General features: G+C 68.1%; 20 protein-coding genes and 3 pseudogenes. 10 read left to right on the forward strand and 13 right to left on the reverse strand.

Features of this window, described 5'->3' with window-relative positions; genetic code table 11:
- Nucleotides 1-57: 57 nt before the first annotated feature.
- Both ASF71_RS08950 and ASF71_RS08955 read right to left on the reverse strand, forming a co-directional pair.
- The gene (locus tag ASF71_RS08950; protein ID WP_056298215.1) at nt 58-1,398 is read right to left on the reverse strand and encodes an MFS transporter; all 1,341 of its coding nucleotides are present in this window, start codon (nt 1,396-1,398) and stop codon (nt 58-60) included.
- 34 nt (nt 1,399-1,432) lie between these two features.
- Complete coding sequence (locus ASF71_RS08955; RefSeq protein WP_056298447.1) at nt 1,433-2,647, reverse strand: cytochrome P450; 1,215 nt, start codon at nt 2,645-2,647, stop codon at nt 1,433-1,435.
- A 152-nt stretch (nt 2,648-2,799) separates the two neighbouring features.
- Here ASF71_RS08955 and ASF71_RS08960 point away from each other — a divergent pair, with 152 nt between their 5' ends.
- A complete protein-coding gene (locus ASF71_RS08960) occupies nt 2,800-3,828 on the forward strand; it encodes a PIN/TRAM domain-containing protein (RefSeq protein WP_056298221.1) in 1,029 nt (342 codons plus the stop codon).
- 52 nt (nt 3,829-3,880) lie between these two features.
- On the opposite strand, the gene ASF71_RS08965 is transcribed toward ASF71_RS08960, so the two are convergent.
- The 3 genes from ASF71_RS08965 to ASF71_RS08975 form a co-directional block, all read right to left on the reverse strand.
- Nucleotides 3,881-4,306, reverse strand: coding sequence for an Ohr family peroxiredoxin (locus ASF71_RS08965; protein WP_056298224.1), 426 nt, complete (start codon nt 4,304-4,306; stop codon nt 3,881-3,883).
- 193 nt (nt 4,307-4,499) lie between these two features.
- Nucleotides 4,500-7,235: an AAA family ATPase gene (locus ASF71_RS08970; protein ID WP_056298227.1), complete on the reverse strand. Its 2,736-nt coding sequence runs from the start codon at nt 7,233-7,235 to the stop codon at nt 4,500-4,502.
- The gene (locus tag ASF71_RS08975; protein WP_056298230.1) at nt 7,232-8,419 is read right to left on the reverse strand and encodes an exonuclease SbcCD subunit D; all 1,188 of its coding nucleotides are present in this window, start codon (nt 8,417-8,419) and stop codon (nt 7,232-7,234) included. Before ASF71_RS08975 ends, ASF71_RS08970 begins: the two co-directional genes overlap by 4 nt.
- A 303-nt stretch (nt 8,420-8,722) precedes the next feature.
- Between ASF71_RS08975 and ASF71_RS08980 the strand changes: the two genes are divergently transcribed.
- Nucleotides 8,723-10,831 (forward strand): ATP-dependent RecD-like DNA helicase, encoded by a 2,109-nt coding sequence (locus ASF71_RS08980; RefSeq protein ID WP_056298233.1) that lies wholly within the window; start codon nt 8,723-8,725, stop codon nt 10,829-10,831.
- A 40-nt stretch (nt 10,832-10,871) separates the two neighbouring features.
- On the opposite strand, the gene arsB is transcribed toward ASF71_RS08980, so the two are convergent.
- Both arsB and hpt read right to left on the reverse strand, forming a co-directional pair.
- On the reverse strand, nt 10,872-12,140 hold the full coding sequence (arsB, locus tag ASF71_RS08985; RefSeq protein WP_056298235.1) for an arsenical efflux pump membrane protein ArsB: 1,269 nt from the start codon (nt 12,138-12,140) through the stop codon (nt 10,872-10,874).
- A 13-nt stretch (nt 12,141-12,153) separates the two neighbouring features.
- Complete coding sequence (gene hpt, locus ASF71_RS08990) at nt 12,154-12,681, reverse strand: hypoxanthine phosphoribosyltransferase (RefSeq protein WP_056298238.1); 528 nt, start codon at nt 12,679-12,681, stop codon at nt 12,154-12,156.
- A gap of 68 nt (nt 12,682-12,749) precedes the next feature.
- Between hpt and trpC the strand changes: the two genes are divergently transcribed.
- Together trpC and ASF71_RS09000 are read left to right on the forward strand one after the other, a co-directional pair.
- A complete protein-coding gene (trpC, locus tag ASF71_RS08995; RefSeq protein WP_056298241.1) occupies nt 12,750-13,547 on the forward strand; it encodes an indole-3-glycerol phosphate synthase TrpC in 798 nt (265 codons plus the stop codon).
- Nucleotides 13,544-14,344: an MBL fold metallo-hydrolase gene (locus ASF71_RS09000; protein WP_056298244.1), complete on the forward strand. Its 801-nt coding sequence runs from the start codon at nt 13,544-13,546 to the stop codon at nt 14,342-14,344. The genes trpC and ASF71_RS09000 overlap by 4 nt, the downstream gene beginning before the upstream one ends.
- A gap of 150 nt (nt 14,345-14,494) precedes the next feature.
- On the opposite strand, the gene ASF71_RS09005 is transcribed toward ASF71_RS09000, so the two are convergent.
- The 5 genes from ASF71_RS09005 to ASF71_RS09025 all read right to left on the reverse strand — a co-directional run bounded on the left by ASF71_RS09005 (nt 14,495) and on the right by ASF71_RS09025 (nt 18,629).
- Nucleotides 14,495-15,346, reverse strand: coding sequence for a carbohydrate ABC transporter permease (locus ASF71_RS09005; RefSeq protein ID WP_056298248.1), 852 nt, complete (start codon nt 15,344-15,346; stop codon nt 14,495-14,497).
- Nucleotides 15,347-15,359: 13 nt separating this feature from the next.
- On the reverse strand, nt 15,360-16,298 hold the full coding sequence (locus tag ASF71_RS09010; protein WP_056298251.1) for a carbohydrate ABC transporter permease: 939 nt from the start codon (nt 16,296-16,298) through the stop codon (nt 15,360-15,362).
- Nucleotides 16,299-16,481: 183 nt separating this feature from the next.
- The gene (locus ASF71_RS09015; RefSeq protein ID WP_056298256.1) at nt 16,482-17,744 is read right to left on the reverse strand and encodes an ABC transporter substrate-binding protein; all 1,263 of its coding nucleotides are present in this window, start codon (nt 17,742-17,744) and stop codon (nt 16,482-16,484) included.
- Nucleotides 17,745-18,041: 297 nt separating this feature from the next.
- A complete protein-coding gene (locus ASF71_RS09020) occupies nt 18,042-18,389 on the reverse strand; it encodes a hypothetical protein (protein WP_056298259.1) in 348 nt (115 codons plus the stop codon).
- A gap of 51 nt (nt 18,390-18,440) precedes the next feature.
- Nucleotides 18,441-18,629, reverse strand: a complete 189-nt coding sequence (locus tag ASF71_RS09025; protein WP_056298263.1) for a hypothetical protein — start codon at nt 18,627-18,629, stop codon at nt 18,441-18,443.
- Between the two features lie 251 nt (nt 18,630-18,880).
- Here ASF71_RS09025 and acnA point away from each other — a divergent pair, with 251 nt between their 5' ends.
- The gene (acnA, locus tag ASF71_RS09030; RefSeq protein WP_056298266.1) at nt 18,881-21,598 is read left to right on the forward strand and encodes an aconitate hydratase AcnA; all 2,718 of its coding nucleotides are present in this window, start codon (nt 18,881-18,883) and stop codon (nt 21,596-21,598) included.
- A 161-nt stretch (nt 21,599-21,759) separates the two neighbouring features.
- Here the strand turns inward: acnA and ASF71_RS09035 are convergent, their stop codons facing one another.
- Nucleotides 21,760-22,023, reverse strand: a complete 264-nt coding sequence (locus ASF71_RS09035) for a hypothetical protein (RefSeq protein ID WP_056298269.1) — start codon at nt 22,021-22,023, stop codon at nt 21,760-21,762.
- A 299-nt stretch (nt 22,024-22,322) separates the two neighbouring features.
- Here ASF71_RS09035 and ASF71_RS25680 point away from each other — a divergent pair.
- From ASF71_RS25680 to ASF71_RS25005, 5 genes and pseudogenes are all read left to right on the forward strand, one after another.
- Nucleotides 22,323-22,712 (forward strand): annotated as a pseudogene (locus ASF71_RS25680) (transposase); the annotation flags it as partial.
- A gap of 11 nt (nt 22,713-22,723) precedes the next feature.
- Nucleotides 22,724-22,891: pseudogene (locus tag ASF71_RS25685) on the forward strand (transposase); the annotation flags it as partial.
- A gap of 110 nt (nt 22,892-23,001) precedes the next feature.
- Nucleotides 23,002-23,157, forward strand: a complete 156-nt coding sequence (locus ASF71_RS25000; RefSeq protein ID WP_369814977.1) for a transposase — start codon at nt 23,002-23,004, stop codon at nt 23,155-23,157.
- Nucleotides 23,103-23,959, forward strand: an 857-nt coding sequence (locus ASF71_RS25690) for an IS701 family transposase (protein ID WP_369814982.1), incomplete at its 3' end; no start/stop codon positions are given. The genes ASF71_RS25000 and ASF71_RS25690, both read left to right, overlap by 55 nt.
- Before the next feature lies 1 nt (nt 23,960).
- Nucleotides 23,961-24,244, forward strand: a pseudogene (locus ASF71_RS25005) (IS701 family transposase); the annotation flags it as partial.

Here is a 24,244-nt window from a genome sequence, read left to right on the forward strand (position 1 = left end):
CGCCACACGCGATTAGAAAAAACTCTTCCGGCCCGGATGTCCTGCACCCGGACCGCCTCAGACCGTGTCGGGCAGGTCCTGACCCCGCGTCTCGACGCCGATGGCCCAGGCACAGGCGGCGGCCACCACGAAACACACGGTAAAGACGGTCAGGGCCACGCCCAGCTGGCCGGTCAGCAGCAGCGCCCCCACGCTGGGCGACACGGCGCTCGCCAGCCGCGCCACACCGCTGACGAAGCCCACGCCAGTCGTGCGCACGGCCGTGGGGAACAGCTCGGGCGTGTAGGCATACAGCGCGCCCCAGGCCCCCAGGAGTGCGAAGGACAGCAGGGCCGAGGTCGCCAGCACGCTCTGCGCTCCTGTGGCGAGCAGGAAGAGGGAGGCCCCCACCGCGCTCAGCAGCAGAAACCCGGCGAGCGTGACCCGGCGCCCTACCCGCTCGACGAGATACGCCGAGAGGGCGTAGCCCGGAAGCTGCGCCAGCGCGAGCAGCAGCGTGGTGCGGTAGACCGCGCCGAGTTCCAGTCCCTGCGCCCGCAGGAAACTGGGCAGCCACGTGAAGATGCCGTAGTAGCCCAGGCTCAGGCCGAACCAGGTCATGGCCAGCAGGGCGGTCCGGCGGCCCAGTGGTCCCCGCAGCAGCGCGCCGGGGCGGGTGCGGGCGGCGGCGTCCGGCACCGCGAGCGGCCAGTCGGGCAGCTCCTGGCCGTTGGCGCGCGCCACCTGCTCGAGCGCCCGCCGGGCCGCCCCCGGTTCACCGCGCAGCAGCAGCGAGCGGGGCGAGTCGGGCAGACCCAGCCGCGCGAGCAGGCCCAGCAGCCCCGGCAGCGCGGCCAGGCCCAGCAGCCAGCGCCAGCTCTGCTCGGGTGGCAGCGTTGTGCTCAGGCTCCAGGCCAGGGCGGCGACGGCGACCGTGCCTACGGCCCAGAAGCTCTCGAGGTACACCAGAAATCGCCCCCGCTGCGCGGTCGGCACGAACTCGGCCATCATCGCGTAGTCCACCGGAAGTGTGCCCCCGATGGCAAAACCGGTGAGCACGCGCGCCAAGACGAGCACCGTCAGGTTCGGCGAAAAGGCCCCCAGCAACCCGAACATCACTCCGAGCGTCACTGTGGTCAGGAACACCCGGCGGCGGCCGATCTGGTCGGCCAGTGCGCCCCAGAACCACGCCCCGACGAGCATCCCCACGAACGTCGCCGTGAGGAGCAGCGTAGCGTCGGCCGAGCCGCGCTCCAGCCCGAAGGACGCGCTGATGCCCGGCAGCGCGAACCCCATGAGCAGCACCTCCATCGCGTCGGCCGCCCAGGTCAGGCCGCAGATCGCCAGCAGCCGCCACTGGAACGGCCCCAGGCCCGCGCGGTTCACCGCGTCGTCAATCGTGAGGGTCGGTGCAGTCATCGCGGCCCAGTGTAGGCGAGGGCCCGGTGCAGACCTACCCGGCCACCACGTCCAGCCGTTCCAGCCCCCGGATCACGAACCCGCCCGTATAGCGCGCGGGGGCCCCGGGGTCGGCCAGCCGCAGGCCCGGCAGCGTGCGGCACAGGGCCCGCAGGCTCAGGGCGAGTTCCAGGCGGGCAAGCGGCGCTCCCAGGCAGTAGTGGATGCCCAGCCCGAAGGTCAGGTGCGGGTTGGGGTCGCGGTCCAGTACGAGCTCGTCGGGGCGCGCGAACTTCTGCTTGTCGCGGTTGCCGCTGGCGTACAGCAGCGAGAGGCGGTCGCCGGGCCGCAGGTCGGCGCCGTGCAGGGTCATCGGCTCCAAGACGATGCGCTCGAAGAGAGGCAGCGGCGTGTCGTAGCGCAGCAGTTCCTCTGCCGCCGTGCGGAACACTGCCAGGCTGTCCGCGCGCCCGGCGGCGGCCACCAGCGTCTCCCAGTGTTCGCGCCGGCGCAGCAGGGCCAGCACGCCCGCCGCCAGTCCGTTCACGCTCGCCTCGTGTCCGGCGTTCAGCAGCAGGATGCAGGCGTCCACGAGTTCCTGTTCGCTCAGGCGGTCGCCGCCGTCCTCGGCCTGCACGAGCGCCGTGATGAGGTCATCGCGCGGTTCGGCGCGGCGCTCGCGGGCCAGTCGCCGGATCAGGGCACTGAAGTCCAGCACGGCCCCCTCGGCCTCGGCCTGGGCCTGCGCGCTGGCACTCGGCTCGTAGAGCCGCACGATGGCCGCCGACCAGGGACGCAGCCCGGCGCGGTCCTCCTCCGGCACGCCCAGCAGTTCCGCGATGACCGTTACGGGCAGCGGCTCGGCGTAGCGAGACACGAGGTCGAAAGGGCCCCCGGTGTCCAGGCCGCGCAGCTGGGCCTCCAGAATCTCCTCGATCCGGGGCATGAGACGCTCAACCCGGCGCGGCGTGAACGCCAGGCTGACCAGCGAGCGCAGCCGCGTGTGCTTGGGCGGCTCGGAGTCAAGGAGGTGGTTGGCGTTGAAGGCGTCGAAATTGGCCTGCCGGGGATCGGGGAGCGGCCAGCCGAGTTCGTCGCGCGAGTAGCGGTGCAGGGCGCTGCGGCCCAGCCTCCTGTCGCGCAGCGCGGCCGAGATGTCGGCGTGCCGGGTCAGGACCACGCGGTTCATGCCCGGATCGCGGAACACCGGCCGTTCGGCGCGCAGCCGCGCCAGCAGGGGGTAGGGGTCCTGTACGAAGGCGGGGTCCATGACCGGCAGCCTGAATTCGGGCAGGCCGGAGGGAAGGGGGGCGGCTGCGCGGTCGGTGGGGGAGGGCACGCGTGCATTATCGCGCGCCGTGTCCGGCGTCCGGGACGCCTTTCCTGGCAGGACTTGGGGCCGGGCCGCTACACTGGCGGGCGATGCTGTGGTTCCGACTCGCCATGATGCTGCTGGGCCTGATCGCCGGCTACGGCGGCGGCGCGGCTCTGGCGGTGTCCGGGTCGCCCGAGACCGCTGCCCTCAACACGGTCAGCCTGATGCTTGCCGGGATGTTCACGGGCCTGCTGCTCGCCCCCCGCGCGGAGAAGTTCGTGCTCGTCCAGACCGGAGGGCTGCGGCGCTGGTACGACCGCCTCTCGCCCAAGACCGTCACCGCCGCGACCTTCGGCCTCATCGTGGCCCTGCTCCTGAGCGTGCTGCTGGGCAACCTGCTGCGCGCGCTGCCCTTCGCCTCCTGGGGCCTGAGCCTGATCGTCACGGTGGTGCTGGCGGCCTTTTTCATCACCTTCGCGGTGCGCAACGCCGATGCCTTCGGGGCGTTGGCCTCGTCGCAGGTGCGGCGCAAGCCCGGCGGCAAACTCCTCGACAGCAGCGTGATCATCGACGGCCGCGTGCTGGAGCTGAGCCGCGCGGGCTTTCTGGAGGGCGAACTCGTGGTGCCCGCCTTTGTGCTGCGCGAATTGCAGACGCTGGCCGACAGTTCCGACCCTCAGAAACGCACGCGCGGCAAACGCGGCCTGAAGGTCCTTGAAGACCTCCGTGAGCAGCGTCCCCTGCACGTCGAGGACTGGGATGACCCCAACCTCGTGGGCGTGGACGACAAGCTCATCCGGCTGGCGCGCGAGACGGGTGCCCGTATCCTGACCAACGACAGCAACCTCATGCGGATTGCCAAGCTGCACGGCGTAGACGCCCTGAGTCTCCATGAGGCGGCCGTAGCCCTCAAGCCGCAGGTTCAGGCAGGCGATACCCTGACCATCACCATCACCAAGAGCGGCCAGCAGTCGGGGCAGGGCGTGGGATACATGGAAGACGGCACGATGGTCGTCGTCGAGGACGGTTTGAAACTACGCAACAAGCCGGTGCGCGTGGTCGTGGTGAACAACATGCAGACCAACGTGGGCCGCATGATCTTCGCGCGGCTGGACAAGGAACAGGTTCCGGCCTGAAGAAGGAGCCCGGACGGGTCTCTCCGTCCGGGCTCCCTGGGGCGCTCTGCGCTCAGTCGTGCAGGCGGTACGCGATTTCTACGTTGCCCTTCAGGGCGCGGGTATAGGCGCAGATGTCCTTGGCGCCGTCCACGAGATGCTGCGCCTGCTCGTTGCTCAGGCCCGGCAGCTTGATGTCCAGTGCGGCGTGCAGGTTGTGGGCCTCACCGTCGAGGCTCAGGCCGGCGGTCGCACTGACCTCCATGTCCCCGAATTCGGGGTAGTTCTCTCTCCGGGCCACGGCTCCCATCGCGCTGGCGAAGCAGGCCGCGAGGGCCGCTGCGAACAGGCCCTCGGGCGTGCTGCCCTCGCCGCCGTCGCCGCCCATCGCTTCCGGCACGGCCAGGCGCACGTTCAGGCCACCCTCGCCCTCGATATGCCCGGCGCGGCCGCCGTGCGCGGAAGAGGTCGTCTCGAACAGGGTCTCGTTCTGGGTCATGGGGTTCAGCGTGGCGGGCCAGTTCCTCGCGGCCCGTCAGCGCGGCTACAGAGTGGGAAGGAAGTTAAGAAGTGGTCTGGGACCGGTCGCTCGGCGCCGCACCCCGGCCCCGGCAGGAGGGTATGCTACGTGCCGACAGACCTCGCGCCGCCCTCCAGACTCCGGCAGCCTGGGCTGCCGATATTCCTCCCGCCTAGCCGTCGAGGCGCTGCACGCTGCTGCCGGCCACGCTCTTGGTCACGAGCAGGCGGCTGGGCAGGCGTTCGGAGAGACTCTCGACGTGCGTGACCACGCCCACCATGCGGCCCTGGGTGCGCAGGTTTTCCAGCGCTCCGGCGACCGCCTCCAGCGCCTGCGGGTCCAGCGTCCCGAAGCCCTCGTCCAGGAACAGCGCGCCCAGAATCTTGTTGCCGGCGAGATAGTCGCTCAGGGCAATTGCGAGCGCCAGGCTGGCGAGGAAGGTCTCGCCGCCCGACAGGGTCCTGACGCCGCGCACCTCGCCCGCGTTCCACAGGTCCTGCACGACGTAGTCGCCGTCGGCGAGGGCCAGCCGGTAGCGCCCGTCGCTGATCTCGTGCAGCAGAATGCCCGCGCGCGTCAGCAGCTGGGCTTCCACCTCCGCGAGCAGGAACTGCTGGAACTCGTTGGCGCGCAGCGAGGTAGTCAGGGTCTGCCAGGTGTCGAAGGTGCGGGCGGCCTCGGCGGCGCGGGCCTCGGTGGCGGCCTTGCGCTCCAGGCGTCCGCGCAGCGCCCGCTCCTGCTCGGCCAGCACGCCGGCGCGCTCGCGGGTGGTATTCACTGCGGCGTCGGTGGCGCTCAGGTCGCGGGTGGCCTGGGTCAGCTCGGCCGGATCGAAAGGCACCGGCCCGATCTGGCGGTCGAGTTCGGCCAGGGCCTCGGTCAGCTGCGCGCGCTGCGCCCCGAAGGTGCGGGCGGCCTCCTCGTGTGCGGCGATGTCGGCTTCGGGCAGCGCGGCGGCGCGGGCCTGCGCGGCGTCCACCCCCAGGACCGCGAGGGCGCCCGTCAGGGCCGTCAGGGCCTCCTGGGCCTCGCGTTCACGGCCCCCAGCACTCGCCTGTGCGGCACGCAGGGTGGCTCCGGCAGCGGCGCCCTCGCCCTGCACGCGGGCCAGTTCCGCCTGTGCGGTCTGCACCCCCCGGCGCAGGGTCTGGACCTCGGTTTGTGCGGCCTGCCGGGCGCGGGCAGGATCAGGGCCCGCAGCGCGCACCAGCCCTGCCAGACCGGCCAGGAGCCGCGCGGCGTCCGTCTGCGGGTCTCCGGTGACGTGGCCCTCCAGTTCGCGCAGGTCGGCCTCGCGCTGCCGGAGCTGCGCGTCCCAGTCGGCCAGGGTCGCCGTGCGCGCCTCGGTCGAGCGGCGCAGGCTGGTCAGCTCCAGCCCGATCTCCTTGTAGCGCAGTCGGCGGCCCTCCAGGGTGGCCTTCAGGGCAGCGGTATGCGCCTCCAGTCCGGACAGGTCGGCCGGCGGCGTGTCGGGCAGGGTGTGGACCGTCTGGGCGCACAGCGGGCACGGCTCGCCCACATGCAGGTGGGTGCGGTAGGCGGCGACCCCGGCCCCGACCTGGGCGGCGCGCAGCTCGGCCTCGGCGCGCTCGGTGTCGGTCTTGGCCGTCTGGCCCTCACGCCTCACCCGCTCCTGTTCCTGCTCCAGCGCCTTCAGTTGCCCCAGTTCGGCGGTCTGGCGGGCGCGGTCGGCTTCCAGGGCGGCCTTCTGGGCCTCGACCTGTACCCGCTCGCCGCGCAGTTTGTCGAGTTTCTGCACGCCCTCGCGCGCCGCGTAGAAGGCGTCCTCGTCCCAGGCGAGCGGTTGCGGGTGGGTGGTCTGCGGGGTGCCGCCGGCACGCCTCAGGCGGGCAGCGTCGGCCTCGGCACCCCGCAGCGCCTCGGCGCGGGCCTCGAGCTCGGGAATGCGGGTCTCCTGCTCCTGCGCGCGGGCCAGAGCAGCCTCGGCCTGCGCCACTGCGCCCGCCGCCACATCGGCGGCTTCCCGGGCCTGGGCCAGCGCGCGGGTCTCGCGCTCGTGGGCGATGCGGGCGCGTTCGGCGTGGTCGAGGAGGGGCAGCACCCCGGCGACCTGCCTGGCCCGCGCGGCGCGTTCGGCCCCTTCGCGCACACTGGCGGCGCGGGCCTCGAGCGTGCTCAGGCGGCGGCGGGTGTCCTCGCGGGTACGCCAGACCTTTTCCGTGTCGCGCAGGCGGCTCACCTGAGTCTGGAGGCGCTCGCGGGCGTCGCTCAGGCTCTCGGCCTCGGCGCTCTGGCGCTCGCGCTCGGCCCGCAGCTCGGCGGCGGCCTCCGGGGTCACGCCCGCGTACTCGGTCGTCAGCACGGTGTTCAGGCTCTGCGTCTCGTGCTTGAGTTCCTTGGCGCGGTCGGCCGCGACCTTCTGCATCGTCTGCACATGGTCCAGGCCGGTCAGCTCGCCCAGCAGGGCCTGGCGGTCCTTGCCCGAGCCGTGCAGCAGCGCCGCGAACTGGCCCTGCGGCAGCATCACGCTGCGGGCGAACGTCTTGAAGTCCAGCCCCACCGCCCTGCGGATGCGCTCGCCGATGCCCTTCACGCCGCCGTCGTTCAGGCCGGTCCAGCGGCCGTCCTCGTCCCTGCGCTCGAAGCGCACGTCGTTCTCGGCGGCCTTGCGGCCCTTGGTGCGCGTGGCGCGGTAGGTCACGCCGGCCACCTCGAAGGTCAGCGACACGCTCAGGCCGCGCTCGCCCTGCGAGATCAGCGCGTCGAGACCCGAGGCCCCCAGCCGGGCCGTCTGGCCGTACAGCGCGAAGGTCATCGCGTCGAGCAGGCTGCTCTTGCCGCTGCCCGTCGGGCCGACGAGCGCGAAGAGGTCGAGGTCGCCGAAGTCCAGCGAGGTCGGCTGCCGGAAGGCCGTGAAGCCCTGCAACTCCAGATGCAGCGGTCTCACGCCACCGCCTCCGGCTCGCCTTCCTGGGCCTGGAGATCGGCCTCGCGGAAGGCGGCGCGCAGGTCCTGGGGCAACTCACCTCGCCGCTCGCGCCAGTAGCGCTCGTACAGTTCCATCAGGCTCAGGCCCTCGCGCTTCTGCTCGGGCAGGGCCAGGTCCTCCTGCGCCGCGTCGAGTTCGACCGCTAGGGTGTTGGGGGCCAGCTTCAGCACGCGGTCCTTCAGGCCCGGCAGCGCGGTTCCGGCGGGCGCCCGCACGACCACCTTGAGCAGCCCGCCGAAGCCCTGGAGACCCGAGAGCCGCGCCTCGACCTGCTCCAGATCCACCCGCAGGGTCCTCAGCTCACGCCCGCTCGCCAGCGGCAGGGCGTGCACGCGCGCCGGGCGCCCAGCCTCTACTTCAATCAGGTTGACCTGCTTCTTCTCGCCGCTCTCGCCGAAATCGAGCTGGATGACGCTGCCGGGGTAGCAGGCCAGAGGCGCCTCGCTGACCGTCTGCGGCTTGTGCACGTGCCCCAGCGCCACGTACTGCGCCCCGGCCGGCAGTTGCAGGCCCGAGAGGGTGTAGCTGTTGGTGAGGTCGAACTGCATCCCCCGGTCGGAGCCGCTGGGCACCGCGCCGTCCATCGTGGCGTGGGCCATGAGCATGTTCACGCTGCCTGCCGAGAAGCCCTCGCCCAGTCGCCGCAGAAAAAAGCCCATGCCCTCGCGGTATTTCTGCCGCCACGTCCCGGTGTCGCCGCCCAGCAGGTCGGCCGCCTTGACCAGCCGCCGCTCGGACAGGTAGGGCAGCGCGCCCACCGTCAGCGTCTCGCCGCTCTTCGTCTCGATCCGGCGCACCATATCCAGCGGGTTGGCGGTCGGCTGGGCCACCACCTGCACGCCCACCCAGCCCAGCAGCCCCGTCACGCTGGCGAGCCGCGCGGCCGAGTCGTGGTTCCCGGCGATGACCACGCCCGGAATACTCGCGTCGCGTAGCCGCAGGAAAAAGTCGAAGACCGCGTGCTCGGCCCCCGCCGACGGGTTGCCCGTGTCGAACAGGTCGCCCGACACGAGCACGGCGTCGGCGCGTTCGGTGCGCGCGAGGGCCGCGATCTCGGTCAGGGCGTCGTGAATCTCGGGAGTGCGGTCGAAACCGCGCAGCATCCGCCCGGCGTGGAAATCGGCGGTGTGAAGTACGCGCATAACGGAAAAATAGCATGTGGGACGGGGGAGAACAGGAAGACTTCTCTGTCTGGAGGCGTGTAGGGTCGACTTTCCCTCCCCCAACCCGCTCCAGAGGAGGGAGAGCTTTTTCGCTGCGCACGGTGGCTTTCGAGGAAGTTGCGCGGTTGGGGTCGGGGAAGCTGGCCCGGCGCCCCGCTGCCCTGTTTTCTCTCTGCCACGCGCTATAGGGCACACGATCTACATCCCTGTTCCCTCCCTCGTGCTTGCCACGTCCATTACGCTCACCACAGAATGTCTTGGCCCGCGCTATGCTGCGCGGCGATGACCGCAGCCTCCCCAACCGAGCCGTTCCGGGTGTCCGGGGGCGTAAACCGAGTGCGCTTCCGGTCCGACAGCGGCTTTACCGTCATGACCGCCCGGATTCGCAACGACGAGGGCGAGGACCCCGACGCCACCGTTATCGGCTTGATGCCGCCGCTGGAGGCGGGCGACAGCTTCAGCGCCGACGTGCTGCTCGAAGAACACCGCGAGTACGGCCACCAGTACCGTGTGCTGAACATGGTCCTGGAGGCCACGCCCGCCGACCTCACCGAGGCCGGGGTTGCCGCCTACCTCGAAGCGCGCGTGGGCGGGGTCGGCAAGGTGCTCGCCGCCCGGCTCGCCAAGGCCTTCGGGGCCGAAGCTTTCGACCTGCTGGAACACGACCCGCAGCGCCTGTTGCAGGTGCCGGGCGTCACCCAGAGCACCCTGCACAAGATGGTGTCGAGCTGGAGCCAGCAGGGGCTCGAGCGGCGGCTGCTCGCGGGACTCCAGGGCCTGGGCCTGAGCATCTCGCAGGCGCAGCGGGCCGTGAAGCATTTCGGCGAGACGGCTCTGGAACGCCTCCAAGCCGACCTCTTCGCCCTCACTGAGGTCGAGGGCATAGGGTTCCTGACTGCCGACAAGCTGTGGCAGGGCGCGGGCGGCGAGCAGGGCGACCCCCGGCGCCTCACGGCCGCCGCCGTGTACGCGCTGCAACAGGCCGCGCAGCAGAGCGGCCACAGCTTCCTGCCGCGCGACCGGGCCGAGCGCGGCGTGGCGCACTACACCCGCGTCTCGCCCGAGCAGGCCCGGCTCGCGGTCGAGACGGCAGTCGAACTCGGCCGCCTCAAGGACGACAGCGTGGGTGACACCAGCCGCATCTATCTGCCGCCCGTACTGCGCGCCGAGAAGAAGCTCGCCACGCTGGTCCGTACCCTGCTCGCCACGCCCCCCGGCGGCGACGAGTGGACGGTGACGGTGGGCGCGGAGGTCGGGCTGTCGGACGAGCAGGCCAGCGTGCTGCACCTCATGGAGGCGCACCGCCTGGTCGTCCTGACCGGCGGTCCCGGCACCGGCAAGAGCACGACCACCCGCGCGGTCGCCGACCTCGCCGAGTCGCTGGGGCTGGAAGTCGGGCTGTGCGCGCCGACCGGCAAGGCGGCGCGGCGGCTGGGCGAGGTGACGGGCCGCACGGCGAGCACGGTGCACCGCCTGCTGGGCTACGGCCCGGCGGGGTTCCGGCACAACCACCTCGAACCCGCGCCCTACGACCTGCTCATCGTGGACGAAGTCTCGATGATGGGCGACGGCCTGATGCTCTCGCTGCTCGCGGCAGTGCCGCCGGGCGCGCGGGTGCTGCTCGTGGGCGACACCGACCAGTTGCCCCCGGTGGACGCCGGGTTGCCGCTGCTGGCGCTGACCCAGGTGGCCCCGACCGTCACGCTGACGCAGGTGTACCGCCAGGCAGCCGAGAACCCCATCATTCGCGCGGCGCACGGTCTGCTGCACGCCCAGGCTCCCGAGTGGGGCGACCCCCGCCTGACCCTCACCGAGACCGAGCCGGACGTGGGGGCCCGCCGCGTGGCCCTGATGGTGCGTGACCTCGGCGGGCCGGCGGCGGTGCAGGTGCTCACGCCCATGCGCAAGGGGCCGCTGGGCATGGACGCCCTGAACGCGCAGCTCCAGAGCCTGTTCAACCCCGGCGAGGGCGGCGTGCGCATCGCCGAGGGCCACGCCCGCCCCGGCGACACGGTCGTGCAGACCAAGAACGACTACACGAACGAGATCTTTAACGGCACGCTGGGCATGGTTCTCAAGGCCGACGGGGGCCGCCTGACGGTGGACTTCGACGGCAACATCGTCGAGCTCGCGGGCGCGGAGCTGTTCAACCTGCAACTCGGCTATGCCCTGACAGTCCACCGCGCGCAGGGGAGCGAGTGGCCGCAGGTGCTCGGTGTGCTGCATGAGGCCCACATGCCGATGCTCTCGCGCAATCTGGTCTACACCGCCCTGACCCGTGCCCGTGACCGCTTCCACGCCGCCGGCTCGGCTTCCGCCTGGGTGCGCGCCGCCGCTCGGCAGCGGGAGGCGCGCAACACGGCACTCCTCGAACGGATTCAGGCGAGATGAGCAGAGGGCGTGGGGCGTGGGGCCAGGCTCCGTCCCCGCCCTAGTACACCAGCCACAGCGTCAACAGGCCAACCATCAGCACCGGGGGCGTCAGGATCAGGCCGGCCTTGAGGTATTCGCCCCAGCCCACCTCCACGTCCCGCCCGCGCAGGATGTGCAGCCACAGCAGCGTGGCGAGCGAGCCGATGGGCGTGAGCTTGGGGCCGATATCCGCGCCGACCAGGGCGGCGTAGCCCAGCAGGTCGCGGCTGGCCGTCTGGATGTGGTCCAGGCCCAGCAGGGCCGTGAGCAGGGCGGGCAGGTTGTTCAGGCCCGCACTCAGGGCGGCGACGCTCAGGCCGGGGGCCAGCACGGCGGCTAGGCGGCCGTGTTCAGCCTGGGCGGCCATCCAGTCGCCGTATAGGCCGGTCACGCCCGCGCCGCGCAGGCCATACACCACCGTATACATGCCCAGGCTGAAGACCACCACGCCCCAGGGCGCGCGGCGCAGCACCGCCCAGGTCTGCACGGCGCGGCTGTGGGCCGCCACCAGCGCGACTCCGGCGGCGCAGGCCCCGACCACCGCCGAGAGCGGTACGCCCAGACGCTCGGCCGTAAAGACCCCGATCAGCAGGGCGGCCAGCGCCACCCACCCCGCCCGGAACACGCCCCACGATCGCACGGCGTCGGCTGGGTTGGGCAGCTCGCCCAAGTCGTAGCGCTTGGGCAGCGTGCGGCCGTAGACCAGCAGCAGCGTGACCAGACACGCGATCACCACCGCCAGGTTCACTGGCAGCATGACCCGCACGTACTCGGCGAAGTTCCAGCCGAAGTGGTCGGCGGCGATGATGTTGGTCAGGTTCGAGATCGGCAGGGGCAGGCTGGCCGCGTCCACCACGAAGCCCACCGCGAGCGCGAAGGCGACCGTGGCGGCGCGGTTGAGCTTGAGGGCCGAGGCCAGTTCCAGCACGATGGGCGTGAGGATGAGCACGCCCCCGTCGTTGGCAAAGATCGCCGCGACCACGGCCGTGAACACGACCAGCAGCGCGAGCAGACGCCGGCCGCTGCCCCCGCCCCAGCGTGCGACGTGCAGCGCGGCCCAGCGGAACAGTCCCGCCGCGTCGAGCAGCAGGCTCAGCGCGATGAGGGCCACCAGGGTCAGCGTGGCGTTCCAGGTGGCGTTCCACAGGGTCGGCAGGTCGCCGACGTGCACTACACCGGTCAAGAGGGCCAACGCCGCACCCGCCAGCGCGAACCACGCCTCGGCGTACCCGCCGGGCCGCCAGATCACCAGGGCCACGGTCACGACCAGTATCAGGACGGCCAGCATCTGAAAAGGGGGGTTATTCCTGGCTGGTGATGAAGGGCAGGTTGCGGTCGTACTGCGAGCGGTCCAGCCCGTAGCCGTACACGAAGGCGTCGGGAATGGTGAAGCCTAGGTACTCGACGGGCACCTCGACCTTGCGGCGGCTGGGCTTGCTGAGCAGCGCGGCGACCTTCAGGCTGGCCGGGCCGCGCCCCTGGAGGTAGTGGATGAGGTAGTTCATGGTGATGCCCGTGTCCACGATGTCGTCGACCAGGATCACGTGGCGGTCGCTGAGCGGAAACTGCAGGTCCTTGACGAGCTTGACCTCACCGCTGCTCTGCTTGGCGTCGCCGTAGCTGCTTGTCTGCATGAAGTCGATGGTGCAGGTCATGCCCAGCGCCCGCACAAGGTCAGTGTGGAACATGAACGCGCCGTTGAGCACGCAGATGAGGTGAGGTTCCTTGCCCGCGTAGTCCTCACGGATACGGGCTGCGAGTTCGTTGGTGCGGGCGCGCAGTTGGTCGGGCGAAATCTGGACGGGGCCGTTGCCGGGAGCGAGGCTCATATCTTCGCAGGCTAACATGCCCCTCCCCCGGCGTGGGTGCCAGGAGTCCCGGCCCTATACTCGGGCGCATGACCGCTGTGCGCGACGTGGATTTCAGCAGGGTGCCGGGGGTACTGGGGCGCATCGTGGCCGGACGGGTGCAGGACTACCGGGACGCCGACCCCGGCCTGGGGGCGCCCCGCGTGGGCGAGCGGCGGTTCGAGACAGCGCTGCGCGGTTCGGGAGACGGCCGCCTCGCCCTGATCGCCGAGGTCAAGCGGGCCAGCCCCAGTGAGGGCGCCATCGCGCCGCTGGACCCCGCCACCGCCGCGCGCGAGTATGCCCAGGGCGGCGCCTCGGCCATCAGCTGCCTCACCGAGCCGCGCTACTTCGACGGCCATCTGGACGCGCTGCGTGAGGTGATCGGAGCCGTGACCCTGCCGGTACTGCGTAAGGATTTCGTTGTCCACCCGGCGATGCTGCGCGAGGCGGCCGAGTACGGAGCTGCGGCCACCCTCCTGATGGTCAGCGTGCTGGGCGAGGCTGTGGGCGAGTACCTGGGCTATGCACACCACCTGGGCCTCGACGCCCTCGTGGAGGTCCACGACGAACGTGAGCTGGACATCGCCCTGGTCAGCGGCGCGCGCATTCTGGGCGTGAACAACCGCGACCTGACCACCCTGAACATCGATCTCGCGGTCAGCCCCCGCCTGATCCGCCGGGCACGCGATGCGGGCTACGGGGGCGTGCTCGTGGCCGAGAGCGGCTACCGCGCGTCCGCCGACCTTATCCCGGTGCGCGGTCTGGCCGACGCGGTTCTGGTCGGCAGCAGTCTGGCGCGCAGCGGCGACCTCGCCCGCGCGACCCGCGAGCTGCTGGCGCCTTGACCTCCGGGCGTTCGCCGGCCACGTTGACCTTTCTCGGCACGGCCGACAGCAAGGGCGTGCCGCGCTTCTGGTGCGCCTGCCCGGTCTGCACTGAGGCGCGAGGTACGGGCGCCAACCGCCGGACCCGCACGGCGCTGCTGCTGCGCAGTGGCAGCCACACGGCGCTTCTCGATGCGGGGGCCGATCTGCACGCGCAGTTCGCGCGACTGGGCAAGGCAGTGGTGCCCGACCTCGCGGTGTTCTCGCACGCGCACAACGACCACATTCTGGGGCTGGGGGACCTGCTCGACTACCGCAGCTACGAACTGGGCACGCTGCCCATGTACGCGCCGCCCGCCGTGGCCGAGCAGATCGCTGGGCGCTTCGCCTACGCCTTCCGTGCCGAGGCTCCGGTCCAGCCGCTGCCCCCAGAAGGTCTGGACCTCGGGGATCTGCGTCTCCGGGTGTTCGGGGTTCCACACGGCGCCAACGGCCGCAGCCACGCTTTTGCCCTGTCGCGGCCCGGCTGGCGCGGCGTGGTCATGACCGACTCCATCGACGTGCCGGAGGACGTGGGTGCACAGGAGCTGACCGACCTTGACCTGTTGGTCCTGGGGACCTCCTTCGTGGACGAGTCGGGCGCCGAACATGCGGGCCGCAGTGTGTACGACGTGCGCGAGGCCCTGGCGCTGCCCTGGGCACGCACGGCGAGGCGGGTTGTCCTGACCCACCTGTCGCACGATGTGGACGTACGCCGGGTCCCGCTGCCGGTGGACTGGAGGTTCGCCCATGACGGCCTGAGCGTGGAGCTGGATTGAGAAAGCAGCCTCAACTCGTTGCCGACCTGAAATCATCGGTGGGTGCGTCGTCTGGGCGGCCAGGGTCCAGCGAGATCCGCGCAGGACACCCCCGGAGCAGGCCAAAGAAAACCGCCCCCGAAGGAGCGGCCTGGATGGTCGGGAAGAGACTCAGCCCTTCACGGCTCCGGCGGTCAGGCCCGAGACGATGTTGCGCTGGAAGATGAGCACGAGGGCGATGAGGGGAATAGTCACCACGATGCTCGCGGCCATGATCGGGCCCCAGGGCTGGTCGTACTGCGACGCGCCCGAGTAGTTGGCGATCACGACCGGCACCGTGCGGTTGGAGCTCGTGAAGGTCAGGGCGAACAGGTATTCGTTCCAGGCGTTGATGAAGGCCAGCAGGCCGGTCGTCACCAGAGCGGGCATCATCACGGGGAACAGCACCTGGAACAGCGTCTGGAGCGGAGAAGCGCCGTCTACCAGCGCGGCTTCTTCCAGTTCGCCGGGAATGTCGCGCACGAAGCTGGTCAACACCCATACCGTGAAGGGAATAGTGAAGATCAGGTACGAGAGGATCAGGCCCAGCGGGTTGTTGAACAGCTCGAAGGTGCGGATCAGGGTGAACAGGCCGCCCAGCACGGCGATCTGCGGAAACACGCTGACCGCCAGGATGATGTACATGATGACCTGCTTGCCCTTGAAGCGGAAGCGTCCCAGCGCGTAGGCCGCGAACGACCCGAACAGTAGGCTGACGAGCACGCTGCCGACCGCCACGATCAGGCTGAACAGCAGCCCGCGCTGAAAGCTGGCGTTGGCAAAGACCTGCGCGTAGTTTGCCAGCGTTGAGGGCGCCTGAATGAACTGTAGGGGCGGCAGGAACAGGTCGCCCGACCCCCGGAAACTCGTCAGGACGGCCCACAGGAAGGGAAAGAGCAGGTAGAAGGCGATGACGACCACCAGCAGATAGAACAGCGTGCGCTGGAGGTAGTACAGCCCCGGATTGGTGCGTTTCATGTCCATGGTGGCAGTCTCCTTAGTCGAACTTCACGCGGAAGGCGGTGACGTACACCACGACGATGACCATGATGATCAGGAAGATCGCCACCGACACAGCGCTGCCCAGCCCCAGCAGCGAGTTGTCGATGAGCTGCAACCTCGCGTAGCCGGTCATGGAGGTGCTCGCGGCGTTGTTGGCGCCCAGCATCACGTACATGATGTCGAACACGCGCAGGGCGTCGAGGCTGCGGAAGACCAGCGCCACGAGCAGGGCCGGGCGCAGCAGCGGCAATGTCATGCTCCAGAACTGCCGGGCCTTGCTCGCGCCGTCCATGTCGGCGGCCTCGTACATATCGCTCGGCAGGCTCTGGAGCCCCGCCAGGATCAGCAGGGCCATGAACGAGGTGGTCTTCCAGACGTCCACGGCGACCATGGCCCACACGGCCGTGTCGGGGCTGGCGAGGAGCGCCTGGCCGCTCAACACGCCGCGTCCGATCAGGCCGAAGGAGTCGTTGTACATATAGGCCCACATCTGCGCCGAGACGACCGTGGGAATGGCCCAGGGCACCAGCATGGCGGTCCGCAGGAACGCCCGGCCCCGGAAAGCGCTGTTGACCACGAGCGCGATGATCATGCCCAGAATCGTTTCCAGCGTGACCGAGACGACCGTGAACAGCATGGTGTTCTTTACCGACTGCCACCAGCGCGGGTCCTGCAAGAAGCCCAGGCCGATGCCGTCCTCGTTGGTGAACCAGAAGTTACCGGCGCCGATGAAGGTCGCCTGATCCGGGGTGGTCAGGTTGGCTTCATGAAACGAGAAGAAGATGGTGCGGTAGAGCGGGTATCCGGCCACGAGCGCGATGACGATCAACGTGGGCATCAGCAGCCACATGGCTTGCCGGGCGCGGGCGGCCTCGATACCGCGGGTCTTGACCGGTCGCGCGGCCGGTGCGGGTGCGGGAGTGTTGACAGTCATGGGCACTCTCTCCTTGTCGTCTGGGCGGGCAGGGACGAAGCGGCGCGGCCGGGCTGGCGTCTGGATGGGGGGCTGTACCTAGGGTACGCGCCGCTCAGGACCGCTTTAAATGAAACAGGAGGAACACCCGGCGCGGGGCGTTCCTCCTGTGGCGTTCTTCCGCAACCGCGTGCGGAAAAACATTTACCAGCCGCGGCCCTTGATGCGCGCGAGGTCGGTCGAGAGTTTGGCGACGGCCGCCTGGCCCTTGGTCTTGCCGGTCAGCACTTCGCTCACGGCGCCGCTGAAGGCCTGCGAGACCTGGTTGTATTTCTCCTTGGTCGGGCCGGAAGGACGGGCCACCGCGCTGGTGAACACGCCGTACAGGCTGCCGAAGAAGGGGTTGGCCTTCAGGACTGCCGCGTCCTTGTACAGGGCGGGCAGGGTGGGGTTGTAGCTGCCCTCGATGGCGCGGATCTTCTGCTCGGCCGGGCTCGTCAGGTAGCGCACGAGGTCAATGGCGGCGGCCTGGTTCTTGCTGTACATGCTCACGCCGAGGTTCCATCCGCCGAGTGTGGCGGCGGGCTTGCCACCGGGGCCAGCGGGCAGGGGCGCGGCGCCGATCTTGCCCTTGACCTTGCTGTCGTCACTCTGGCCGTTGGCCCAGGCGTAGGGCCAGTTGCGCATGAACATTGCGTTACCCGACTGGAAGATGCCGCGGGCCGCTTCCTCGTCGTACGTGGTGACGCCCTGCGGGCTGACGTTGCGCACCCAGCTCGCCGCCGCGTCCAGCGCCGCCGCCGCCTTGGCATTGTTGATGGTCACCTTGCCGGTACTGTCGACGATGGTTCCGCCGCCGAAGGACGAAACCCATTCCAGCGCGTCACAGGTCAGGCCTTCGTAGTTCTTGCCCTGCCACACGTAGCCGGCGAAGGTCTTGTTGGTCTTCTGCTCGCCGTCCTGCACCTTCTTCGCCATGGTGGCGAGTTCGGCCCAGGTCTTGGGGGGCGCGCTGTAGCCGTATTTCTTGAGCAGGTCGGTGCGGTAGAACAGCAGGCCGGCGTCGGTGAACCAGGGCAGCGATACCAGTTTGCCGTTCACGGTGTTGGCGTCCAGGATGCCCTTGAAAAAGCCGTTCTGTTCGCTGGCCGGCACCTTGCTCTTGAGGTCCACGAAGTGCTGGCCGAGCAGACCGGGCCACACGATGTCGAGCTGGTACACGTCGATATCGCTGCTGCGCGCGGCGAGCTGCTGCTGGTACAGGCCCAGGCGGTCGTTCGTGAGGTTGGGGCTCTCGAAGATCTTGACGTCGTTGCCCGTCTTCTTGGCCCAGCGCGCGGCGCCGTCCTTGCACAGCTGAAGTTCCTGGCCTACGGTTCCGCAGGCGAGCGTCACGGTGACGGCGCTGCCCTGACCGGCGGCAGCGAGAGCAGTGGTGAGACCGAGGATAGTCACAACTTTCTTCATAGGTCCTCCAGATGGACGGCCCAGGCACCGTTGCCAGGACTGCTCGCTTGCGGAAGCGGTTCCATCTTCAAGTTTCTTAAAGCTTGGACTAAGGCTACTGCGCTGACACAAATCTGTCAATCTCGGGCATCTGCCAGGTTAATGCGGAGAATCCGGGCGCTGATACGGCGCTTTTCCAGTTGCCCGAGTACACGAACAGACCAGCGTCACAACCCCGTCTGTGAGCTCTCCCGGTGCTCGGGCCTGGTCAGGCGCGGCGAACGGATAGCGGTTATTTGGAGATGGAGACCCGGCCCTTCAGGCGCCCTCCTCGGCATCTATGGTCTGGTCGGGCTGCGAGGTCGCGCCGCTGGCGGGCAGGCCGGCCTGCATACCGCCGTAGGTGCTGGGGTTGGCGTCGCCTGCGCGGGAGACGGGGCGCAGCGGCTCGGTGCCTTGCCGGGCGACCTGTTCGGCGGTCGAGGTGTCTGCGCCTGCCTCGGCATTGGCGTCACTAACTCCGGTGTACTGGCCTTCGGTGGCCGGGTCGCCGGCATTCTTGGGCGTGCCGGTGTTCCACTGCGCCGGGTCCATGATCGGGGCCTCGGAAACGTGGCTGCGGGCCTGACCTTCCGGCTGGGCATCGACGGGTCTGTCGGTGTTCATTAAGCGTGACCTCCCTGCCCCGGTTCCGGTGGGGCGCGGCGAGCAGACGGCTCAGCGGCGCTGGTTCTGGGGCTGAGCGCCGTCCATCTCACCGGTCACGTCCTTGGGCAGTTCCTGCACGTTCCGGCTTTTCTGGGCCATACCGGTATCCTGCACCCCCTTGACGTCACTCAGGTCGTTGGTGTCCTTCTGGCCGCCCTCGGGCTTGTCTCCGGGTACATGTCGCTCGTCGTCGTTCATGCCTGTTCCTCCCTGGTCTGAGTTGTCGAAGTGCCGACAGCGTAGTTCCGGCGGAGTGTTCACCGGGTCTGTTCGTCTTTAGGCAGGGTTCACGGGTGAGGTCAGGACTTCAGCGAGAGGCAGCAATCCTTCTTTTGTTGTTCCCAAAGTGGTTACATACTTTGGAGACCGTGACTGAACGGGTAACGGGTGCCAGAGGGCCGAATCGGCTTATCATGCCCTTATTCCCGCAAGGGCAAGGAGGATGCAAGATGGCGGACCAGGCGATGAACCTTTTTGGCACGCGCGACACACTCAAGGTGGACAGCGGCCAGACTCTCTACTTCTACAACCTCAACAAGCTTCAGGGCTTCGATATCTCGCGCCTGCCGGTGAGCATCAAGGTGCTGCTCGAGAGCGTGCTGCGCGAGGCCAACGACTACGACGTGCGCCGTGAGGACGTCGAGACGGTCGCCAAGTGGAGCGCCGAGAACCCCGAAGTCGAGATTCCCTTCAAGCCCGCGCGCGTGATCCTGCAGGACTTCACGGGCGTGCCGGCGGTCGTGGACCTCGCGGCCATGCGCACGGCGATGGTGGAGCTCGGCGGCGACCCCAGCAAGATCAACCCGCTGATTCCGGTGGACCTCGTCATCGACCACTCGGTGCAGGTCGACGAGTTCGGTACCGACTTCGCGCTCGCCAACAACATGGCGCTGGAATTCGAGCGCAACCGCGAACGCTACGAGTTCCTGCGCTGGGGCCAGCAGGCCTTCGACAACTTCGGCGTGGTGCCGCCCGCTTCGGGCATCGTGCACCAGGTCAACCTGGAATATCTCGCCAAGGGCGTGCAGAGCCGTCCCGAAGGCGAAGGCGTCGTCGTGTACCCCGACAGCCTCGTGGGCACCGACTCGCACACCACCATGATCAACGGCCTGGGCATCGTGGGCTGGGGCGTGGGCGGTATTGAGGCCGAAGCCGTGATGCTGGGCCAGCCCATCTACATGCTCATGCCTGAAGTCATCGGCTTCAAGATCACGGGCGCGATGCCCGGCGGCGCGACCGCGACCGACCTCGCCCTGCGCGTGACCGAGATGCTGCGCCAGAAGGGCGTGGTGGGCAAGTTCGTCGAGTTCTACGGCGCGGGCCTGAGCAACATGACCCTGCCCGACCGCGCGACGATCGCCAACATGGCCCCCGAATACGGCGCCACGATGGGCTTTTTCCCGGTGGACGAGGAAGCGCTGCGTTACCTGCGCCGCACCGGCCGCCTGGAAGACGAGATCGAGTTGGTCGAGGCCTACTACAAGGCCCAGGGCATGTTCCGCACCGACGAGACGCCCGACCCGGAGTTCACCGACACCATCGAACTCGATCTCGGGACCATCGTGCCGAGCCTCGCCGGCCCCAAGCGCCCGCAGGACCGCGTGAACCTCGACGCCATGCACACGGTGTTCGCCGAAGCGCTGACTGCGCCCGTCAAGCAGCGCGGCTTCGAGCTGGGTGAGGACGCGCTGGCCGCCCAGGGCACCATCGGCGGCACGGATATTCAGATCGGCCACGGCGCCGTGACGCTCGCCTCCATCACGTCCTGCACGAACACCTCGAACCCCAGCGTGCTGATCGCCGCCGGCTTGGTCGCCAAGAAGGCCGTCGAGAAGGGCCTCAAGAGCAAGCCCTGGGTCAAGACCAGCCTCGCGCCCGGCTCGCGCGTCGTGACCGAGTACCTCGAAGCGGCGGGCCTGCAGAGCTACCTCGACCAGATCGGCTTCAACACGGTCGGTTACGGCTGCATGACCTGTATCGGCAACTCCGGCCCGCTGCCCGAGCCCGTCGTGCAGGCTATTCAGGAAGGCGACCTTGTGGTGGCGTCGGTGCTCTCGGGCAACCGCAACTTCGAGGGTCGCGTGAACCCGCACATCAAGGCCAACTACCTCGCCTCGCCGCCTCTGGTGGTCGCCTACGCCCTGGCCGGGACGGTCGTGAACGACATCGCCCACGACCCCATTGGCACGGACCAGGACGGCCAGCCGGTGTACCTCGCCGACATCTGGCCCAGCAGCGCCGAGATCCAGACGGTCATGGACGGCGCTATCAACGCCGACATGTTCAAGCGGGTCTACGACGGCATTGAGCAGAGCAACCAGGACTGGAACGCCATCCCGGTGGCTGAGGGCGCGCTGTACGACTGGAAGGAAGACAGCACCTACATCCAGAACCCGCCCTTCTTCGAGAACCTCGCGGGTGGTCCCAGCGAGATCGTGGACATCAAGGGTGCGCGCGCGCTGGTCAAGGTGTCCGACTCGGTCACGACCGACCACATCAGCCCCGCCGGTTCCTTCAAGTCCGACACGCCCGCCGGCCGCTTCCTGGTCGAGCGCGGCATCGCGCCCAAGGACTTCAACTCCTACGGCTCGCGCCGCGGCAACGACCGCATCATGACGCGCGGCACGTTCGCCAACATCCGCCTGAAGAACCAGCTCGCCCCCGGTACCGAAGGCGGCTTTACCACCAACTTCCTGAACGGCGAAGTGACGAGCATCTACGACGCCTCGGTCGCCTACAAGGAAGCGGGCATTCCGCTCGTCGTGTTCGCGGGCAAGGACTACGGCATGGGTTCGAGCCGTGACTGGGCCGCCAAGGGCACCTTCCTGCTGGGCGCGCGCGCGGTCGTGGCCGAGAGCTTCGAGCGCATCCACCGCTCGAACCTCGTGGGCATGGGCGTGCTGCCCCTTCAGTACAAGAACGGTGACACGGCCGAGAGCCTGGGCATCAACGGCGACGAGACCTTCGACTTCATCCTGCCGGCCGACCTCGAGCCCCGTCAGGACGTGACGGTGCGCGTGACTGGCAAGGACGGCCAGAGCCGCGACATCGTGGTGCAGTGCCGCATCGACACGCCGGTCGAAATCGACTACTACAAGAACGGCGGCATCCTCCAGACCGTTCTGCGCGGCATCCTTGCCAAGAGCAAGGGCGAAGTAAAGGCCTGACCCCCTGATTCGTTCAACCGGCCCCTGCCCAGGTTCGGGTGGGGGACGGTTTTTGTGTGACAAGGTGGGGCATGGCCAGAGAAGCCCGCTTTGCCCACTGGACTAGCCTGAACTGGCGTGGGCGGCGTGGCCAAAGGGTCACGCCGCCCGCCGCCTAGAAATTATCCGGCCGGGTTGGCCTTCGGCGCCGGGCTCTGCAGGTGATGGACGAGCAGGAAGAACAAGAAGGCCCCGTCGAGCAGCAGCAGAGAGAAGAGGCCCTCGCTGGGCTGGCTGTACTGGGCATAGGCCCCCAGCAGGAAAATTAACATCAGGTTGAGCAGCAACATCGGCCGGCGCTCTGCAAAACGGAAATACCCATAGACACCGCCGCCGATACTGAACAGCACGGGAAGCACGAACGCTGCGAACATATCCTGACCCATGCCTTTAGTTTTACTTAAGTTTCATTTCAGAAACGTTACGGAACGGTGAGTTGGCTAGGGGTCCCCCAACAGGAACCGGGACGGGCTCTAGCTGTACTTCGGGGAATATTCAGGGAGAGGGTCTTGGTCAGCATCTGCGATGCTGACCTTCTTGTTAAAGCCTTTCCAACACCCGCAGTGGAGCCGACACTTCCCGACTTGGTTTTCTCCGTTCCTCACGTGTTTTCGCCACCAAGCCCAGCAGCGCTGGGCCCCGGTGTACGTGCAAGGTCTCGACTTGGTTTTCTCCGTTCCTCACGTGTTTTCGCCACCAAGCCCAGCAGCGCTGGGCCCCGGTGTACGTGCAAGGTCTGTGTAGCCCTGCCCAACGGAAAAGCATGCGACCTCTGGCTGACCAGGTCGCCCCAGGGAAGCAAGATCACCTCCAACACTTCATCACGGACAGCCCTTGGACCACGGAAGGACTGGAACGAATTCTTGCCGACCGCGCGGGACACCTCCTCGGTGGCAAAGATGCCGTGCTGATCGTCGACGACACTTGCCTTACGAAATTCGGCTCTCGGTCTGTCGGGGTTGGGCGACAATACTCCGGGCAGGCAGGGAAAATCACCAACTGTCAGTGCCTGGTTTCAGTGACCCTCGCCCGGAACGAGATTCCTATCCCCTTGCGCTTGAGGCTCTTTCTCCCCTCGGAGTGGTCGTGCAAGGTCTGTGTAGCCCTGCCCAACGGAAAAGCATGCGACCTCTGGCTGACCAGGTCGCCCCAGGGAAGCAAGATCACCTCCAACACTTCATCACRGACAGCCCTTGGACCACGGAAGGACTGGAACGAATTMTTGCCGACCGCGCGGGACACCTCCTCGGTGGCAAAGATGCCGTGCTGATCGTCGACGACACTTGCCTYACGAAATTCGGCTCTCGGTCTGTCGGGGTTGGGCGACAATAYTCCGGGCAGGCAGGGAAAATCACCAACTGTCAGTGCCTGTCGTCGACGACACTTGCCTCACGAAATTCGGCTCTCGGTCTGTCGGGGTTGGGCGACAATATTCCGGGCAGGCAGGGAAAATCACCAACTGTCAGTGCCTRGTTTCAGTGACCCTCGCCCGGAACGAGATTCCATCCCCTTGCGCTTGAGGCTCTTTCTCCCCTCGGAGTGGTCTCTGGACCCAGAGCGGTGCATACAGGCGGGTGTTCCGCAGGAACACCCGCTGAGAGCTACCAAATRTTCCGGGCAGGCAGGGAAAATCACCAACTGTCAGTGCCTGGTTTCAGTGACCCTCGCCCGGAACGAGATTCCTATCCCCTTGCGCTTGAGGCTCTTTCTCCCCTCGGAGTGGTCTCTGGACCCAGAGCGGTGCATACAGGCGGGTGTTCCKSMGGAACACCCGCTGAGAGCTACCAAATGSGAACTTGCCCTGCAGGAGATTGACGATCTGACGGGGAGTGTGGAGTACGGGATGATCCTCGCCGACGCGGGGTATGGGGTAARCGCGAAATTTCGGCGCGCTCTGACAGCTCGCGGCTTGCGATGGTCRGTGGGTACGATCCGTACCCAGCGSGTGTATCCAGCCCATGTCCATCTCATCCCGATCCCAAAGTACTTTCGGGGCCGTCCTCAAAAGCATCCAACCCCATCGGAGGATGCAGAAACCATCGAGACCGTGCTGAGCCGTGAACCCTGGCGTCGCGTGATGTGGCGCCAAGGGACAAARGGACCGCTGATCGGGACATTCGCAGCGAAGTATGTCCGTTTAGCGGATGGAAACGAGAACACCCGGGGACAGCACCTTCCAGGAGAAGGTGCCTGGGTCATTGGGGAACAGCGTGCCCGCGGGGAACGGAAGTACTACCTCTGTAATTTGCCGCCAGAGACGTCGTTTGATCACCTGATTCGGGTGACGAAGCAACGCTGGGCCTGCGAGCTGGGTCACCGGGANCGGAAGTACTACCTCTGTAATTTGCCGCCAGAGACGTCGTTTGATCACCTGATTCGGGTGACGAAGCAACGCTGGGCCTGCGAGCTGGGTCACCGGGARCTCAAACAGGAAGTCGGGCTAAGTCACTTCGAAGGGAGAAGCTGGCAAGGGCTCAACCACCACGCGGCGCTCTGTTTAATTGCGCTRCTCTTCCTGCAATGGCTCCGCTTGGCCCAACTGGACGGCTTTTTTGGCGAGTCCGTACCTGAGATTCGAAGGGAGATCGCCGGGGAACTTCCCCGGCG

Origin of the sequence: Deinococcus sp. Leaf326 (assembly GCF_001424185.1) — a bacterium.
Taxonomy (GTDB): Bacteria; Deinococcota; Deinococci; order Deinococcales; family Deinococcaceae; genus Deinococcus.

Coding starts and splice junctions, on each gene's coding strand:
- ASF71_RS08950 (WP_056298215.1), bottom strand. CDS start 1,398: ATGACTGCACCGACCCTCACGATTGACGACGCGGTGAACCGCGCGGGC.
- ASF71_RS08955 (WP_056298447.1), bottom strand. CDS start 2,647: ATGGACCCCGCCTTCGTACAGGACCCCTACCCCCTGCTGGCGCGGCTG.
- ASF71_RS08960 (WP_056298221.1), top strand. CDS start 2,800: ATGCTGTGGTTCCGACTCGCCATGATGCTGCTGGGCCTGATCGCCGGC.
- ASF71_RS08965 (WP_056298224.1), bottom strand. CDS start 4,306: ATGACCCAGAACGAGACCCTGTTCGAGACGACCTCTTCCGCGCACGGC.
- ASF71_RS08975 (WP_056298230.1), bottom strand. CDS start 8,419: ATGCGCGTACTTCACACCGCCGATTTCCACGCCGGGCGGATGCTGCGC.
- ASF71_RS08980 (WP_056298233.1), top strand. CDS start 8,723: ATGACCGCAGCCTCCCCAACCGAGCCGTTCCGGGTGTCCGGGGGCGTA.
- arsB (WP_056298235.1), bottom strand. CDS start 12,140: ATGCTGGCCGTCCTGATACTGGTCGTGACCGTGGCCCTGGTGATCTGG.
- hpt (WP_056298238.1), bottom strand. CDS start 12,681: ATGAGCCTCGCTCCCGGCAACGGCCCCGTCCAGATTTCGCCCGACCAA.
- trpC (WP_056298241.1), top strand. CDS start 12,750: ATGACCGCTGTGCGCGACGTGGATTTCAGCAGGGTGCCGGGGGTACTG.
- ASF71_RS09005 (WP_056298248.1), bottom strand. CDS start 15,346: ATGGACATGAAACGCACCAATCCGGGGCTGTACTACCTCCAGCGCACG.
- ASF71_RS09010 (WP_056298251.1), bottom strand. CDS start 16,298: ATGACTGTCAACACTCCCGCACCCGCACCGGCCGCGCGACCGGTCAAG.
- ASF71_RS09015 (WP_056298256.1), bottom strand. CDS start 17,744: ATGAAGAAAGTTGTGACTATCCTCGGTCTCACCACTGCTCTCGCTGCC.
- ASF71_RS09020 (WP_056298259.1), bottom strand. CDS start 18,389: ATGAACACCGACAGACCCGTCGATGCCCAGCCGGAAGGTCAGGCCCGC.
- ASF71_RS09025 (WP_056298263.1), bottom strand. CDS start 18,629: ATGAACGACGACGAGCGACATGTACCCGGAGACAAGCCCGAGGGCGGC.
- acnA (WP_056298266.1), top strand. CDS start 18,881: ATGGCGGACCAGGCGATGAACCTTTTTGGCACGCGCGACACACTCAAG.
- ASF71_RS09035 (WP_056298269.1), bottom strand. CDS start 22,023: ATGGGTCAGGATATGTTCGCAGCGTTCGTGCTTCCCGTGCTGTTCAGT.